Raw genomic sequence first — 17,194 nt, forward strand, 5'->3', positions numbered from 1 at the left:
CGCACGACGACCCATCGTGTGACCGCGTGCCGTCCACGACCTGCCGCTGCTTGAGGAGACGGGCATGACAACCACGCACACGAGACGCCGCAACGATGTCCCGCGCAAACCGATCGCGCTGGCCTTGCAGGGGGGCGGGATGCACGGCGCATTCACCTGGGGCGTGCTCGACCGGCTGCTCGAGGACGGCAGGCTCGAAATCGATGGCGTCAGTGCCACCAGCGCGGGTGCGATGAACGCCACCGTACTCGCCTACGGGCTACTGAAGGGCGGCGAGGACGGTGCGCGCGAGGCGCTGCACGACTTCTGGCAGGCCGTCGCGCAATCGGCCGAGCACTACAACCCGCTGCGCTGGATGCCCTGGCTGAAGGGCACGCACAGCTTCGGGCTCGATCATTCGCCGCTTTACGCATTCGCCGACATGATGCTGCGCGTCTTTTCGCCGTATCAGTTCAATCCGAACAACCTGAATCCGCTGCGCGAAGTGCTCGAGCGCCGGGTCGACTTCGACGCGCTGCGCAAGCACTGTCCGATCCGGTTGTACCTGTGCGCGACCAACGTCGAGACGGGGAAGATACGTATCTTCACGGGCGAGGATGTCAGTGCCGACGCGGTACTGGCATCGGCATGCGTGCCGACGCTGTTCCAGGCGGTCTCGATCGATGGCGAGTATTTCTGGGATGGCGGCTACATGGGCAATCCGGCCATCTATCCGCTGATCTACAACTGCGCGACGCGCGACGTCGTGATCGTGCACATCAATCCGCTCGTGCGCCGCGGTATACCCATCACGGCGGCGGAGATTCTCAACCGTATCAGCGAGATCAGTTTCAACTCGTCGCTGATGCGCGAGATGCGCGCCATCGCGTTCGTCACCGACCTGATCCAGCAAGGCACGATCAAGCGCGGCGAGATGAAGGAAATGCTGATCCATTCCATTCGCGCGGACGACGCGCTGAGCGCGTTGAGCGTATCGAGCAAGTACAACGCCGACTGGGGATTCCTGAGCGAACTGTGCGACCACGGGCGACGCGAAGCGGATGCGTGGCTCGCGCATCACTACGGCCACATCGGGCAGCGGTCGAGCATCGACATTCGCAGGGAATTTCTCTGAGTGCATCGCGGTAATGTCGGCATGGGGCGAGCGTGCGCGGGCGCCCCGGGCCAAGGAGCGAACGTGAACCGGACGCAGGCGCGGTTCGTCGCGTTGTGGTCGTACTGCGGCGGGACGCATGCCGAGGATGTCTATCGCATGCTCGCGCGATGCTATACGGAGCCGGCGCGCCACTACCATACGCTCGTGCATGTCCGGCGATGCCTGCGTCATCTCGACCTGGCGCGCGGCTCGATTCCCGAACCGGACGCCGTCGAACTCGCGCTCTGGTTCCACGACGTGATTTTCGTTCCTGGCGCGCAGGACAACGAACAGCGCAGCGCGGACTGGTTCCGATACCAGGCAGACGGGCGAATCCGCGCGTGCGACCCGATCTGCGCGATGATTCTCGCGACGACCCACCAGGGCATCGCCGCGGACCCGGATACCCGTTTCGTGTGCGACATCGACCTGGCCGTGCTTGGCGCGTCCCGCAGCCGATTCCGCGAGGATGGCCGGCGCCTGCGCGCGGAGCGCCCCGATCTCGACGACCAAGCTTACGATCGTCACGAACGGAAGATTCTGCGCGGACTGCTCGAACGCCCGCGCATTTATCTGACGGATTTCTTCTACACGCGCTGCGAGGCGCCGGCACGCAGAAATCTGAGCTGGCGGCTCGGCTTGCCGATTCCGGCGTGACGGCACCGGCACGTTCCGGCACGAATCGCACCGCGCGCCCCCGATGGGCGCGGCACGCCCGCAGCGTCAGCCGCGCCGGCGGCGGCCGTTCGTGCCGGCGGCGAGCTGCGCCAGCGTGGCGGGCACGCCGTTCAGGAACGCGTCGACCAGTTCAGGAACGCGTCGACCAGTCGTGCGATTTCGGTGTCGAGATCGTCCGGCACCGGCAGCCCGTAGATCCACTTGCGGATACCGAAATAGACGATGCTCGCGTGCAGGCTCCGGGCCAGCTCGATTTCCGCATTGCGTCGCGCTTCGGTCGTCGGCTCGGCGAGGTCGTATTCATGCCGCAGCTCGCGCAGCACCGGCAGGAATACGCGGTCGCGCAGCCGCGACAGGTAGCGCGTGTTGCAGCCCTCGCGGCTGAGCCCGGCGAAGATGAACGTGCGGCCCCCTTCGCGTCGCAGTACGGTTCTCGCGTACGCGCGGTAGAACGCGACGAGCCGATCGTGCAGCGAGCGCGCGCGATCGGCGATCAGTTCTTCCCAGTCGGCATTCCACGTGTAGATTTCGTCGTACACGCGATCGATCAGCGCGTCCTTGCTCGGAAAGTATCGGTACAGCAGTGGCTGGGTAATACCGATCTGCCGCGCGAGCTGCCGGAAAAGCCGTGCGTCGCGACGTGATCGATCGCCTTCTCGACGATCTGCCGCTCACGCGCTTCCGGCGTGAGCCGGCGACCCGACGCGACCGCATTGCCGCCGACGTTCGTCCCGCGCTCGCGGGCCGGCGTGCTGCGTTTTCTTGCTGTCATTTGACAGCTCCCGATTGTGCGCATGCCCATGCTATCGATTGAAAAATAGCGCGATCGGCGCCCCGGATAGGGCGCGCGACGCGGCACCTGTCGCGCCGCGAAATCCGTTGCGGGACGGTCCTGTGCAGGACGGCGCTCGCACCGGCGCCTCATGCCCCGGGCCGCATATTCAGAAAAATTCAGGATGCCGCCATGACTTTAAGGCGCATCTTCACTAGTCTTGCTTTCGAATCGCCGCACGGGCCGCGCGCCCGTCGGCAAGCTCAAGGAGAACTCGATGATTGCCCCGAAGTTGCGACAGGTATTGCTGACGACCGCCGTGTTCGGCGCATTGCTGGCGAGCGTGCCGGCCCATGCCGATACGACGCATCTGGTCGAGTCCACGTCCGGGCGTGTACCGGCCGTCGCGGTCGGCCCGCAATACGATACGACGCACGTCTGCGTCGCGCCGGAAGATTTCGACCGCTTTACCGACAGCTTCGTCGCGACGTTCGGCGGCAAGAAGTCGAAGCAGGGCGTGTTCCAGGTCACGCCGACGCCGAGCCAGACGATGTCGCAGCTCGTGCTGACGCCGGTCGGCACGGTTTCGGTGTTCGGCTTCAAGACGCCGATCCCATATCCGTTCTGCGACGAGCGCACCGGCTATCTCGTCACCGACATGGACGTCGCGGTGAAGTCGGCGCGCGCGCACGGCGCGGACGTGATCGTCGACACGTTCCCGGACCCGATCGGCCGCGACGCGATCGTTCGCTGGCCGGGCGGCGTGAACATGCAACTGTACTGGCATACCGAAGCGCCGCACTACGATGCGCTGCAGACGGTGCCGGAAAACCGCGTGTACGTGTCGCCGGAAAGCGCGAACAAGCTGGTGCACGATTTCGTCGCGTTCTCGCGCGGCAAGGTCGTGTCGGACGTGCGCCACGCGCCGGGCGTCGAGATCGGCCGGCCGAACGACACGTACCGCCGTATCCGCATCGAATCGGGCTTCGGCAAGATGACCGTGCTCGCGACGGATGGCCATCTGCCCTACCCGTTCGGCCGCGAGATGACGGGCTACGAAGTGTCCGATCTCGCCGCGACGCTGAAGCAGGCGCAGGCGGTCGGCGTGACCGTGCTCGTGCCGACGTTCACGTCGGACGGTCGCGACGCGGCGCTCGTACAGTTCCCCGGCGGCTATGTCGCCGAGATCCACGCGCGGTCGAAGTGATGGGACCCCGGTCGAGGAAAGGCGCGTGGCGCGGCATGCTGCCGGCCGCCGTACTGGCGGCGGGCGCCGCGACGTATGCCGGTACGGCAGCCGGCGCCGATGCGTCGTCGGCGTCGCCCTCGGCCGACGGCACGTCGTGCACCGCGAAGCGGCCCACCGTGCTGTTCAACCGCTGGCAGGAAGACTGGTCGGTACTCGCGAATCCGTGCGTGCCGCGCAAGCCGCTCGATGCGCTGAAGTACATCCCGCTGGGCGGCGACCCGTCGACGTACCTGTCGCTCGGCGCGAACCTGCGCGAGCGCTTCGAGCTGAACAACGCGCCGCTGTTCGGGCTCGGCGCCGCGCACGACGACAATTACGTGATCCAGCGCGCGAACGTGCACGCGGACCTGCGCGTTGCCGGGCATTTCCAGGCGTTCGTGCAGTTCGAGGATGCGCGGCCGTTCGGCAAGGATACGGTCGGGACGGTCGATCGCAACCAGCTCGATATCGAACAGGCGTTCGTCGCGTACGTCGACCAGCTGGGCGGCGGCACGTTCAAGACCCGCATCGGCCGTCAGGAGATGGCGTTCGACTTGCAGCGGTTCGTGTCGGTGCGCGACGGGCCCAACGTGCGCCAGGCATTCGACGCACTGTGGGCCGATTACGAAATCGGCAAATGGCGGCTGATCGGCTATGTGACGCGCCCGGTGCAATATCGCAACGACGCCGTGTTCGATGACGTGTCGAACCGTCACCTGAGATTCGACGGCGTTCGCTTCGAGCGATCCGGCGTGGGGCCCGGCGACCTGTCGGCCTACTGGTCGCGCTATACGCGCGATAACGCACGCTATCTCGCCGGGGCCGGCACCGAACGGCGCGACGTGTTCGACGTGCGCTACGCGGGCAAGTCGGGGCAACTGGACTGGGACGCCGAGGCGATGCTGCAGACGGGGCACATCGGACCGGACACGATCGGCGCATGGGCGTTCGGCACGCTGGGCGGCTACACGTTCACGCAGACGCCGGGCACGCCGCGCATCGGCATTCAGGTCGACGGCGCGTCGGGCGACAGGCATCCCGGCGACGGGCGCATGGGCACCTTCAACCCGCTGTTCCCGAACGGCTACTACTTCACGCTTGCCGGCTACACGGGCTACAGCAACCTGATTCACGTGAAGCCGTCGCTGACGTTCAAGCCGGCCAGCAACGTGACGGTGCTGACCGCGGTCGGTTTCCAGTGGCGCGCGACGACGGCCGACGCGATCTACGGACAGGGGATGTCGGCCGTGCCCGGCACGGCCGGAAAGGGCGGTGGATGGACGGGCATGTATGCGCAGGCGCGCGTGGACTGGCTCGTGAACGCGAACGTGGCGCTGGCCGTCGAGGCCGTGCACTTCCAGCTTGCCGACTCGATTCGCGCGCTCGGCGCGCGCAATGCCGACTACGTGGGCATGGAAGCCAAGTTCGGCTGGTAACGCGGCGCGCCGTGCGATTCAGTGCGGCGCGCGAGCCGGCGCTTCGGCGGCGTCCGTGAACGCGCGGCGCGGAGCGTTCGTGTCGTCGTCTTCGTGCGTATCGCAACGATGCGCCGCATGCCGCTCGCATTCCATCTGCCGGCCGACGGCATGGAGCGCGCCGGGTGGCCGCCTTCGGAACGATTCATGGGTCGCTCAGGATTATTCCGGATCCCGACGGGTAAGCTCGGTGTCACGGCATGACGTCGACTAAGCAACGTGCTCGAGCGCGTCGCGAACAGGCGGTATAGGGTCGGCGCCGCGCACATCGCGTTTCCCGGGCTCGGGCACTTGCGCAAGGACGGCGAACGGTACGACCGGGTGCCGCATCAACTACGACGCGACGCCGCTGCAATAGCGTGAGAAATAGCGAGAGAAACAGCGTGTGAGCGTGCCTTCGGCACGGGCGGCTCAGCGCGACACGCCGCGCCGCCATGCGCCGGGCGGATGGCCGACGATGCGCGCGAAGACGCGGTTCAGGTGGCTCTGATCCGCGAAGCCGCAGACCACCGCGATTTCCGCGAGCGTCATGTCGGTCGTCTCGATCAGCTGGCGGGCATGGGCCACGCGCTGTTCGAGCAGCCATTGATGCGGTGTGCGCCCGGTCGTTCGCGAGAACGCGCGAATGAAATACCCGCGCGACAGCTCGCATTCGTTCGCGACTTCCTCGATCGACACGCCGAGATCCGCTTTCTCCATCAGAAGCTCTTTCGCGAGCGCGACCTTGGCCGGCGACAGCACGCCCTTGCGCTGCAGGTCGCGCGCGCGCGCATTGCCGTAACGGCGGGCCAGGTGCGTGCCCATCGCGAGCCCCATCTGCTCGACGAACAACGCGTTCAGCGCGCCGGACCCATCGAGGCTGTCGGCGACCGCGTGCGCGAGGTGGCCCAGCACCGCGTCCTGCACGTCGGGCGCGCAACTCAGGCCGCCGATTTCGAGGCCGTCGTGCTCGCGGCCGAGGTCGTCCAGGTAGCGATGCGACAGCTCGACGAGGACGAAGTCGAACTTGCCGTACAGGTCGGCGCGGAAATTCCGCGAAAAGTCGCGAACGTAGATCGAGTTGTGCTGAAACCGCCGCTCGGATTTGTCGGAGCCGCGATAGATCGTTCGCCGGTGACCGTCATTCAGCGACACGCCGACCAGGAAGCCGCGATCGCTGGCCGCCATCTCGATGCGCTCGAACTGTTCGCCGCGCATGCATTTGCGGTGAAGCGTCAGGCCGCCTGCGGACCTTTCAATATCCTTGGACAGCAGGTTTGACACGCATCCGAGCGTGTCTTTCGGCGGTGCCGCCGGTGGCATGACGAGGGGATTGGGCATGTCGGAAAATCCTTCGGAGTGGGACGGCGGGCGAGCGTCCTTGCGTCCGGTACATACTGCGGGCCGGATAGGCCGAAGATAACTTGAACAAATGTCCACTGCTTGACGAAATGCTTGCAGCGGACTGCTGCGCGCGGTGCCGGGGCACGATCGGCACGCAAACGCGCGATATCGCAATGATATCGCCCGATCCGCATTTTCGCCGCGCCTGATCGGCCGCCGCCGCCGGCGCGGGGCATCAGCGCATTTTCCTTCAAGATTTCTGAAAATATCGGGTTTACACTTGGCCTACTTTTTTTCGAGACTTTGAACCCGCCCTGAAGGGCAGGCCGGGTGCGGACTCCCGCCCCGGTGATCTGCTGCGTTCACATGGCGGTCATCGTGGGGAACCTGGAGGCGGCCATGATCCAGATCGGCGCTTTATCGGTGGATTTCGAGCAGCGGGACATTCGCCGTCACGGCGCGTCGCTGCGTATTGGCGCGCGCGCGCTCGACATACTTGAAGTACTGCATCGCGCCAACGGTTCCGTCGTGTCGAAGGACGACATCATGGATGCCGTCTGGCCCGGCCTGATCGTCGAGGAAAACCGGCTGCAGGTGCATGTCGCGACGTTGCGCAAGGCGCTCGGCGCGAGCCGCGACCTGATCAAGACCGTCCCGGGCCGCGGGTACCTGCTGATCGCGAATCCGCCCGTCGCGCACGCGGTGGCGCCGCGCCCGGCTGACGCGGCACCGGACGCCGAAGCGGCGCACCCGACTCCGTTCGTCGGGCGCCGGGCCGAAATCGAGCAGATCGTCGACATGATCGACCGCGTGCCGGTCGTCACGCTCGTCGGCGCGGGCGGCATCGGCAAGACGAGCCTGGCCGACCGGGTGGCGCACGTGCTGCGCAGCCGGGCCGGCGAGCGCGTGCTGTTCGTGGAACTGGCGCGCGCCGCGACGCACGACGACGTGCTGCTCGCGATTGCCGCGGAACTGGGGCTCGAAACGGACCGCGTGCCGGCCGTCGGCCGGATCGGCGATGCATTGGCCGTCTCGCGCTGCCTGCTCGTGCTCGACAACGCGGAGCACGTCGTCGACCTGGTTGCCGACCTCGTCGAGTCGCTGACGGCGCGTGCCGCGCCGTTGCGGGTGCTCGTGACGAGTCGCGAACCCCTGCATATCTCGATCGAAGCCGTGTTTCGCGTGAGTCCGCTGGCGGTGCCCGACGGCGCGGCAACGGCCGACGAGATCGTGCGTCATGCGGCCGTCGAGTTGTTTCTGGCGCGCATTCGCGCGGCCACGCCCGATTGCGTGGTCGACGCAGCCGGCATCAGGCTGGTCGGCGATATCTGCCGGCGGCTCGACGGGCTTCCGCTCGCCATCGAACTGGCTGCCGCGCGCGTGGCGACGCTCGGGCTCGAGATCGTCGCATCGCGTCTCGACGACCGGCTGAACCTGCTGACGGGCGGGCTGCGCTCCGCATTGCCGCGCCATCAGACGCTGCGCGCGACGTTCGACTGGAGCTACGTGCTGCTGGATCCGGCCGCGCGTGCGCTGTTTCGCCGGATGGCGTGCTTCGTCGGCCCGTTCACGTTCGATGCCGCCCGCGAAGTCGCGATGGATCCCGACATGTCGCCCGCCGACATGACCGCGGTGCTCGGCGAACTGGTCGCGAAGTCGCTCGTGACCGTCGAGTTCAACGGCGCGCAGGCGCGCTATCGCCTGACCGAATCCACGCGCGCGTACGCACTCGAGAAATTGCACAACGAGGGCGAGTTCGAGCGCATCGCCGAGCGTCATGCGCGCCATGAACACGCGCAAGCGGAAGCCCGCGCGTCGGCTCACGCGCAAGCCACGCGCGTGGCCGATACGCCCGCGGCGCTCGAGCCGCCCGTCCCGGAAGCCGACGCATTGGCGCTCGCGTTGCGGGAGCCGGCGCGGATGCGCGACGCGTCGATACCGGCGCGGCGCGCGCTCGATGCAATCGACGCCGGCGCGCTCGGAGCCGTCGATGCGGCGCGCGAGATGCGGTTGCGCGCCGCCTACGCGTCGGCGCTGCTGCATACGGACGGCGATACGCAGACGGTCGCCGCGATGTGGGAGCGCACGCTCGGTCTCGCCGGGCGGGTCGGCGACGACGCATTCGACGCATGTGCGCTGGTCGGGCTGTGGAACACGATGCTGGCGCGCGCCGACATTCCCGAATCGCTGCGCTATGCGATGCGCTTCGAGCGGGCCGCCGAGCGGCGCGGCGACCGATCGCAACGGGTGCTGGCGAACGCGATGGTCGCGACTTCGCTGCATTACTTCGGCGAGCATGCGCAGGCGCGCGAGCGGCTGGAGGCGGCAACGGCCGAGCTGGCCGAGGCGGGCGAGGCGTCTTGCGCGGTAGCGGCGCTCGGCGTCGACGTTGCGACGCTCGGCCGGACGATGCTGGCGCGGCTCGTCTGGATGCAGGGCGAGCCGGAATATGCGATGCGGCTCTGTGCGCAGGCGGTCGAATCCGCGCGGCGCAGCGGGTCGGCGCTGGCGTCGTGCATCGTGCTCGGCGCCGCGGCCGTGCCGATCGCGTTGCGTTACGGCGATCACGACGTGATCTCCGACTATCTCGCGGCGCTGCGATCGGCCGCCGAGGCGAACGGGTTCGACATCTGGCTCAGCCACGCGGAATGCCTTGCCGGGCAGTTCGACATGCAGGCCGGCCATCCCGGCGCCGGGCTGGCGCGGCTCGAGCCCGCGCTGCGACGCATCGAGGCGAGCGGATGCCGGCGCCTGCTCGCGCCGCTGGTGGTCGCGTATGCGGAAGGGCTGACGCGCACGGGTCGCGCCGCCGAGGCCGGCGCGAAGCTCGACGCGACGCTCGCGTGCTGTCGCGCGCGAGGCGAGCATCTGTTCGTGCCGGAACTGCTGCGGGTCAGGGGGCTGGTGATGCTCGAACAGGCGCGCACGGCCGACGCGGAGCGCGCGATCGCGTGCGAGGCGGACGGGCACCGGCATCTGCGGATGGCGATCCAGGCCGCGAACGCGCAGGGCGCGGCAATGTGGGCGCTGCGCGGCACGCTCGATCTCGCCGATCACCTGATCGAGCGCGGGCATATCGCGCAGGCGTCGTCGCTGGTGGCCAACCTGTCCGGGCACGTCGACCCGCAATCGCGCGCGTTCGACGTGCGCCGCCTGGCGCGGGTGAAGAGCTTCATCCGCCCGGAGACGACGCAGCCGGCGGGCGATGCGCGCATGCGGCACGAGACCGCCGACGCAATGCAATCGGCGGCATGACGGCGCGTGCGGACCGCACGGGACACGCCCGCGCACCGTGGCCGGCCGATCGTTCAATATTCAAGGGAGGGTGGATGGTCCGTGTAACGTCAAACCGCAGGCATGCCGCGCGCGGTCGCATGCCGGCCTGCGGCGCGAGCGGGGAGGCTGACGGTGCTTAGGGCGACGCAATGCGCGGAATCGGCGGACCTCATCGTCTACAACGGCAAGATCGCGACGCAGGACGACACGCAGTCGTTCGTGACCGCGCTCGCGGTGAAGGACGGCCGGATTCTCGCAGCCGGCAGCGGACACGAGGTCATGCGCCATGCACGCGAGCACACGCTTCACATCGACCTGAACGGCCGCACCGTGATCCCGGGGCTGAACGACTCGCACTTGCACGTGATCCGCGGCGGCCTGAATTTCAACCTGGAACTGCGCTGGGACGGCGTGCCGACACTGGCCGAGGCGCTCTGCATGCTGCGTCGCCAGGTACTGCGCACGCCGGCGCCGCAGTGGGTGCGCGTCGTCGGCGGCTGGACCGAGTTCCAGTTCGCGGAAAAGCGCGGGCCGACGGCCGCCGAACTCAACGCGATCGCGCCCGATACGCCGGTCTTCGTGATGCATCTGGGCGACAGCGCGCTGCTGAACGCCGCCGCGCTGCGCGCGATCGGCTATGGCCGCGACACGTCCGATCCGCCCGGCGGCGAGATCCAGCGCGATCGTGCCGGCCGGCCGACCGGCATGCTGATCGCCCGCCCGGACATGGCCGTCCTGCACGCGGCGCTCGAGAAGGGCCCCAGGCTCGGTTTCGACGAGCAGATGAATTCGATGCGGCACTTCATGCGCGAACTCAACCGCCTCGGCGTGACCAGCGCGATCGACGCCGGCGGCGATTTGCAGGCCTATCCGGACGATTACGCCGCGATCATGGCGCTCGCCGAGCGCGGGGAGATGACGGTGCGCATCGCATACAGCCTGTTCGCGCAGCACCCCGGGCACGAAACCGACGACTACGCGCGCTGGATGACGCTGGCGAAGCCCGGCGACGGCGATGCGTTCCTGCGGATGAACGGCGCCGGCGAACTGCTGGTGTATTCCGCGGCCGATTTCGGCAATTTCCTCGAACCGCGTCCGGAGCTGCCCGACGCGCTCGAGGCGGAACTGACCGCGGTCGTCCGGCTGCTGGTCGGGCGCCGCTGGCCGTTCAGGCTGCACGCGACGTACGACGAGTCGATCGGCCGCTTCCTGAACGTGCTCGAAGCCGTGAACCGCGACGTTCCGTTCGACGGCCTGCGCTGGTTCTTCGATCATTGCGAGACGATTTCGGATGCGAACATCGCGCGCATCGCGGCGCTCGGCGGCGGCGTGACGGTCCAGCACCGGATGGCGTTTCAGGGCGAGTACTTCGTCGCGCGCTATGGCGCGCAAGCCGCCACGCGCACGCCGCCGATCCGCGCGATGCTGCAGGCCGGCCTGCCGGTCGGCGCCGGCTCCGATGCGACGCGCATCGCGAGCTACAACCCGTTCGTGTCGTTGTACTGGATGGTGTCCGGGCGCACGGTCGGCGGTACCGTGCTCTACCCGGAAGAGAACCGGCTGAGCCGGATGGAGGCGCTGCGCCGCTATACGGTCGGCAGCGCGTGGTTCTCGAACGAAGACGATCGCAAGGGTGCGCTGGTACCCGGCCGGTATGCGGATTTCGCGGTGCTGACGGACGACTACTTCACGATCGACGAGCCGCGCATCAAGCATCTGTCGTCGGTCCTGACGATCGTCGACGGCAAGGTCGTGCACGCGGACGACGAATTCGCGCCGCTGGCGCCGCCGCCGCTGCCGGTGAGTCCCGCGTGGTCGCCCGTGGCCGAGTTCGGCGGCACCGGCGGGCGGCGTCCGGCCGCGTCGGCGCAGCCGCGTGCCGCGGCCGATGCCGGCCGCGAGACCGGTTTCGTGCGCGCATACGGACGCCGTTTCGTGCGGCGCCTGCATGCGGCCGCAACGGAACGCGTCGAGCCGTACGACGCATTCGGTTGCCTCGGCGCGGCCTTTTAGGCGATGGATGCCGGCACGTGCGACGGCCAGCTCGACCCGTGCCGAGCGAAGAATAAGCCACTTTCCGGCCCCGGCACGGGGCAGAAGAAGGAGACGAGATGAGTGCTGCGCACACGTGCGCGCCGGCAGATGACGAAGTCGCGGGCGTCCGCATTCCGAGGACGACGGTCGCGATCGAGGCCGCGGAAGCCGCGCGCGCGTCGCTGCCGCGCGCGATTGCCGATCACGCTTGCCGGGTATTCGTGCTCGCATCGCTCGCCGCGCGCGATGCTCGCGATGCGAGCGAAAGGTGCGATGCCGAGGCGCTGTACGTGGCCGCGATGTACGCGAACATGGGATTGAGTCCCGCGTATTGCCGCTCGACCGCGCGCTACGAACTCGACAGCGCCGATGCCGCGCACGCGTTCCTGCTGCGGCACGGGTCGCCGCAGCCCATGTGCGACGACGTATGGCGCGCAATCGCGCTGCATACGACGCCCGGCGTGGCCGCCCGCGTGTCGCCGCTGGCGCGCGCATTGTCGTCCGCGGTCGCGACGGACCTGATGGCCACCGGCTTCGAGGCGTATTCCGCCGACGCGCGCCGTGCGCTGCTCGCCGCGTACCCGCGCGGCGACGGGTTCGGCGCCGCGTTCCTCGACGCGGTCGCGCGCGGGGTCGCGCACCGGCCGGCATCGACGTTCGGCACCTGGAGCGCCGACGTGCTCGAGCGGGCCGATCCGGACTTTCACCGGCCGAATTTCTGCGGACGCGTGCTGGGCGCGCGCTGGAACGACGCCTGAAGGGGCCGTTGCGAAGAGGCGGGCGGCTTTGGCCGCAGCCGGCATGTCCGGCCGGGCATTGCGCCGGGCCGCCGGGCCGCGGTCGCGTTCAGCCGCGCTGGCCCTGCAGCGTCGGAATCTGCGCGAACAGGGTCGCCAGCCAGTCGACGAAGATCTTGAGCTTGACGGGCGTATGCCGATTGGGCGGATACAGGATCGAGATCGGCCGGGGCGGCGCGTTGAAATCGGTCAGCACCTCGCGCAACCGTCCCGATTTCAGGTACGGCTCGACCAGGTACAGCGACGTCTTGATCAGGCCGATGCCCGCGACGCCGCATTCGATGTAGGTATCGGCATCGTTGACCGCGACCGTGCCGCACATCTGCACGATGCGCGTTTCGCCGTCGACGACGTAGTCCCACGGCCGAGGCCGGCCGGTGTCGGCCGAGATGTGGGTGACCGCGACATGCTGCGCGAGATCGTCGACCGTTTCGGGCGCGCCGCATCGATCGAGATACGCGGGGGCCGCGCACGTGCAGGTGGTCAGGCTGCCGATCCGCTTCGCGATCATGCCCGAGTCGTCGAGCGCCCCGATGCGCACCACGCAGTCTACGCCCTCGCCGACGAGGTCGATCTGGCGATCGGTCACGCCGAGTTCGATCGAGATGTTCGGATGGGCGGCGAGAAACGCGGGCAGCGCCGGCACCATGATCTGCTTGGCCATGGCGGGCGGCAGGTTCACTTTCAGGCGGCCGCGCGGCACGTTGCGCGCCTGCGATACCGCCGCTTCCATGTCGTCGATTTCGCGCAGCACCCCGACGCAGCGTTCGTAGTAGGCCTGCCCGTCCTCGGTCAGCGAGATGCGGCGGGTCGTGCGGTTCAGCAGCCGGCAGCCGAGGTGCTGTTCGAGCGTGCTCAGCAGGGCGGACACGCGCGGCGTGGTGAGCCCGGTCGTATCCGACGCGCGCGTGAAGCTGCCCGTTTCGACGATGCGCGTAAACACGCGCATCGAAAGCAAGGTATCCATCGTTCAGAAATCTCCAGCCTGTCGAGAGTCGGCGCCGGTTCGTGCCGGCGCGATCGGTTGTGTGATGCCGCTATGCGTCGATACGCTTCCTGAGCCCTTCGCCGGCAAACGGCATGTCGCGCGGGCGTTGGCCGGTCGCGTCGAAGATCGCGTTGGCGAGCGCGCCGGCGGTCGGCCCCATCGACGCTTCGGCCGCGCCGAGAAACGGTGCGCCGGGACGGTTGATCAGGTGCACCTTCACGCTTTGCGGCGCGGCCTGGAAACGCAGGATCGGATAGCTGCTCCAGTCGAAGCTGCGGATGCGCTGCGTGTCGTAGTTCAGCGCCTCGTACAGCGTCCAGCTGGCAGCCTGCACGATGCCGCCCTCGATCTGGTTGCGGATGCCGTCCGGCGACACGATCTGACCGGCATCGACGGCGACCTCCGCGCGATCGAGAATAACCTGTCCGGTTTCTGGCACAACGGTGATTTCAACCGCCATTGCGACATAGGCCATCAGGTTCTTGTACTTGCCGAACGCGAACCCGACGCCGCGGTTGCGTGCGCGCGGCGGCCGCGGCCATCCGAAGTGCGACGCGACGAGCCGGATCACCTGCTGCGCGCGGTGGTCCTGCATGTGGCGCAGCCGGAATTCGACGGGATCGATGCCGGCCGCGTGCGCGAGCTCGTCCATGAAGCTTTCGATCGACCAGACGTTCGTATGCGCGCCGAGCGAGCGCATGGCCGACGTCTGCAGCGGCATCGTCGGCGAGAAGTGATTCACGATGTGCATGTTCGGGAGCGCATACAGCGGGATCGCATTGCGATCGCCGCCGCCCTCGGGCTGCAGCATCGGCGTCGACGGCGCGGGGACGAACGGCGGCTCGAGCATTCGCGCGGGCAGCAGCCGGCCGGCATTGACGATGCGTTCGTTGTGCGAGCTGCTCCACAGCGCGTACTTCCAGTCGACGATACGGCCGCCGGCGTCGAGCGACGCGCTGATTTCGGTGACCATGGCCGGCGTGAAGTGATCCCACGTGTGCTCCTGCTCGCGCATCCATTGAACGCGGATCGGCTTGCCGGGCATCGCGGCCGCGATCAGCGCCGCATGCGCGGCGGCATCGTCCGCGCCGTTGTGCCCGTAGCAGCCCGAGCCCTCGGTGTGAATGCAGCGGATCGCCGCCTTCGGCATCGACAGCATCTCGGCGAGCGCGTCGCGCAGCGGATAAACGCCTTGCGAGTGGGTCCACACGGTCAGCATGCCGTTCTCGAGATGCGCGACCGAACAGGACGGCCCGATCGAGCCGTGCAGCAGGTAGTTCTTCCGGAACGTGGCGCTCAGCGTCTTCGCCGCGGGCGCGGCGGCCGCATGCGTATTGGCGATCTCGATGTTCTGCGTGGCGATGCGCTTCAGGTCTTCATGGACGGTTGCGCGATCCGGCAACGCGCGGCCCGCCGACCAGCGGCTGCCGGCGGCCAGCGCGCGCTGCGCGACGACCGCCTGCCATTCGCCCTGTGCGACGACGGCAAGCATGCTGCCGTTGCGCACGATCCGCACGACGCCCGGCATCTTCAGGATCGCGGCTTCGTCGAACGACTGCAGCTTCGCGTCGTACACCGGCGGCATCACGACGCGCGCATGCAGCATGCCGGGAAGTTCGATGTCCTGCACATAGCTGACGCCGCCCGTGACCTTGTTCGGAATGTCGACGCGCGGCAGCGACGTGCCGATCACGGCGAACGTCGACGGCGGCTTGAGCGGCGACGTCGGCGTCGCGTTGCGGTGCAGGTCGACGATGCGGACCGCGTCGCCATAGCGCATCGTGCGGCCGTCCGGCGCCTTGATGAGCGCGTCGGCGACCGTGAGCGAGCGCGGATCGACGCCGAACTGCTTCGCCGCGCCGTCGACCAGCAGCGCGCGCACCTGCGCGGCGGCGTTCAGCAGCGCGGAGCCGCTGTCCGCCATCGTATGGCTGCCGGCGGTCAGGCCTTCGTCCGGCGATGCGCCGGTGTCGGCGGTCAGGAACGTGATCAGCGAGGGCTTCATGTTCAGCTCCTCGGCCGCCACCTGCAGCAGCGCGGTGCGCACGCCGGTGCCCAGCTCGACCTTGCCCGTGAATACGGTGACCTTGCCATCGGGCGCGATCTTGATCCACGCATCGAGCAGCGGGTTCGTCTTCAGGCTGCCGGCCAGCGTTTCGGTGGCTTTGGCTACGTGGACGGCCGCGCCTTCGTCCGCGATCACGACCTCGGCGGCGGCGCGAGCGGCCGGCGCGAGACTGAACGCGACGAACAGCGCGCCCGAGACCATGAAGTGCCGGCGGCTTTCGTCGATGTCGTCGGGTGCGTTCATCAGAATTTGCTCCGAGAAACCCCGCCATTTCCCCCAAGGGGACTTCCTTCGGGGCGAATGGCGGGAAGGAAAGGAGTGCTGTTGACAGGCAGCTTCTTCCACGGGTTAGGATCACCAACATGATCCTTGTCTACCGCTACCGCGTGAAGTCGCTCAACGGACTGCTCAACAAGCAGAGCCGCGCGGTGAACACCGTCTGGAACTTCTGCAACGACACGCAGAAGCACGCGCTCAAGTGGAACAAGAAGTGGCCGACAGGATTCGACCTGAACGTGCTGACCACCGGCAGCAGCAAGGCACTCGGCATTCACTCCGGTACGGTCAACGCAACGTGCGAGCAATACGCGAAGTCGCGCAGTCAGCATCGACGCCCGCACCTGCGCTATCGCGGCAGGAAATCGCTTGGCTGGGTGCCGCTGAAGGGCCGTGACCTGAAGCGAGAGGGCGACGCGTTCCGTTTCGCCGGCAACACCTTTCGCGTGTTCAACAGCCGACCGCTTCCCGAAGGCAAGATCAAGGACGGAACCAACTTCGCACAGGACGCGCGCGGTAACTGGTTTCTCAACATCGTGATCGAGATGCCCGATGTTCAGGCTCGCCCGATCCGTTCGGGTGTCGGTATCGATCTCGGCCTGAAAGACTTCGCCACACTTTCGACCGGCGAAAAGCTGCCTAACGATCGGTTCGGTCGATGCGCGGCCGAGAAGCTCGCGAAAGCGCAACGGGCGCGAAAGCACAAGCGGCATATCGCGAAGTTGCACGCCAAGGTGGCAAATGCCCGTGCCGATTTCCAACACAAGCTCGCGCTCGATCTGGTGCGGCGTTTCGATTACATCGCAGTCGGCAACGTGTCGGCCGCGAAGCTCGCCAGAACCAGGATGGCGAAGAGCGTCTACGACGCATCCTGGTCGTCCTTCCGAAACAAGCTCCGTTACAAGGCGATCGCGCACGGGGCCACGTTCGAGGAAGTCGACGAAAGCGGTTCCACCCAGTCCTGTTCGGCGTGCGGGTCGAAAGACAGCACGACGCGGCCGAAAGGTATCGCGGGACTGAGAGTAAGAGAGTGGGCCTGCAGTGACTGTGGTGTCGAGCATGATCGAGATACCAACGCTGCTGTGAACATTCTCCGATGCGGACGTGCATCGCCAGCTGTGGGAATCCTCCGCCTTTAGGCGCG

The 17,194-nt window shown here is 67.6% G+C and carries 11 protein-coding genes and 2 pseudogenes; 9 read left to right on the forward strand and 4 right to left on the reverse strand.

Translation table 11 applies throughout. The annotated features are described in order from the left end of the window. Positions 1-64 precede the first annotated feature (64 nt). Positions 65-1,114: a patatin-like phospholipase family protein gene (locus tag AC1Z3W_RS14990; RefSeq protein ID WP_124835397.1), complete on the forward strand. Its 1,050-nt coding sequence runs from the start codon at positions 65-67 to the stop codon at positions 1,112-1,114. A gap of 138 nt (positions 1,115-1,252) precedes the next feature. Beyond that, positions 1,253-1,792: an HD domain-containing protein gene (locus AC1Z3W_RS14995; RefSeq protein ID WP_173938480.1), complete on the forward strand. Its 540-nt coding sequence runs from the start codon at positions 1,253-1,255 to the stop codon at positions 1,790-1,792. A 66-nt stretch (positions 1,793-1,858) separates the two neighbouring features. On the opposite strand, the pseudogene AC1Z3W_RS15000 reads toward AC1Z3W_RS14995, so the two are convergent. Further along, positions 1,859-2,585 (reverse strand): annotated as a pseudogene (locus AC1Z3W_RS15000) (TetR/AcrR family transcriptional regulator). Between the two features lie 277 nt (positions 2,586-2,862). On the opposite strand from AC1Z3W_RS15000, the gene AC1Z3W_RS15005 reads away from it, so the two are divergent. The 3 genes and pseudogenes from AC1Z3W_RS15005 to AC1Z3W_RS15015 all read left to right on the forward strand — a co-directional run. Next, a complete protein-coding gene (locus AC1Z3W_RS15005) occupies positions 2,863-3,792 on the forward strand; it encodes a glyoxalase (RefSeq protein ID WP_483507886.1) in 930 nt (309 codons plus the stop codon). Continuing rightward, a complete protein-coding gene (locus AC1Z3W_RS15010) occupies positions 3,792-5,249 on the forward strand; it encodes an alginate export family protein (protein ID WP_057924213.1) in 1,458 nt (485 codons plus the stop codon). The genes AC1Z3W_RS15005 and AC1Z3W_RS15010 overlap by 1 nt, the downstream gene beginning before the upstream one ends. A 261-nt stretch (positions 5,250-5,510) precedes the next feature. After that, a pseudogene (locus AC1Z3W_RS15015) lies at positions 5,511-5,646 on the forward strand (MBL fold metallo-hydrolase); the annotation flags it as partial. Positions 5,647-5,699: 53 nt separating this feature from the next. On the opposite strand, the gene AC1Z3W_RS15020 reads toward AC1Z3W_RS15015, so the two are convergent. Then, entirely contained in the window at positions 5,700-6,608 is a 909-nt protein-coding gene (locus tag AC1Z3W_RS15020) for a helix-turn-helix domain-containing protein (RefSeq protein ID WP_175827186.1), read from the reverse strand. Between the two features lie 402 nt (positions 6,609-7,010). Between AC1Z3W_RS15020 and AC1Z3W_RS15025 the strand changes: the two genes are divergently transcribed. The 3 genes from AC1Z3W_RS15025 to AC1Z3W_RS15035 all read left to right on the forward strand — a co-directional run bounded on the left by AC1Z3W_RS15025 (position 7,011) and on the right by AC1Z3W_RS15035 (position 12,679). After that, entirely contained in the window at positions 7,011-9,866 is a 2,856-nt protein-coding gene (locus tag AC1Z3W_RS15025; RefSeq protein WP_124835391.1) for an ATP-binding protein, read from the forward strand. 153 nt (positions 9,867-10,019) lie between these two features. Beyond that, positions 10,020-11,900 (forward strand): amidohydrolase, encoded by a 1,881-nt coding sequence (locus AC1Z3W_RS15030; RefSeq protein WP_483507887.1) that lies wholly within the window; start codon positions 10,020-10,022, stop codon positions 11,898-11,900. A gap of 98 nt (positions 11,901-11,998) precedes the next feature. Then, a complete protein-coding gene (locus AC1Z3W_RS15035; protein ID WP_124835389.1) occupies positions 11,999-12,679 on the forward strand; it encodes a phosphohydrolase in 681 nt (226 codons plus the stop codon). An 88-nt stretch (positions 12,680-12,767) separates the two neighbouring features. On the opposite strand, the gene AC1Z3W_RS15040 is transcribed toward AC1Z3W_RS15035, so the two are convergent. Beyond that, positions 12,768-13,685 (reverse strand): LysR family transcriptional regulator, encoded by a 918-nt coding sequence (locus tag AC1Z3W_RS15040; RefSeq protein WP_057924216.1) that lies wholly within the window; start codon positions 13,683-13,685, stop codon positions 12,768-12,770. Between the two features lie 70 nt (positions 13,686-13,755). Then, the gene (locus AC1Z3W_RS15045; RefSeq protein WP_057924217.1) at positions 13,756-16,017 is read right to left on the reverse strand and encodes a molybdopterin cofactor-binding domain-containing protein; all 2,262 of its coding nucleotides are present in this window, start codon (positions 16,015-16,017) and stop codon (positions 13,756-13,758) included. Positions 16,018-16,136: 119 nt separating this feature from the next. Between AC1Z3W_RS15045 and AC1Z3W_RS15050 the strand changes: the two genes are divergently transcribed. Beyond that, positions 16,137-17,189: an RNA-guided endonuclease InsQ/TnpB family protein gene (locus AC1Z3W_RS15050; RefSeq protein WP_483508310.1), complete on the forward strand. Its 1,053-nt coding sequence runs from the start codon at positions 16,137-16,139 to the stop codon at positions 17,187-17,189. The last annotated feature ends 5 nt before the right edge of the window (positions 17,190-17,194 follow it).

This window comes from Burkholderia sp. 10_S31, assembly GCF_056930375.1.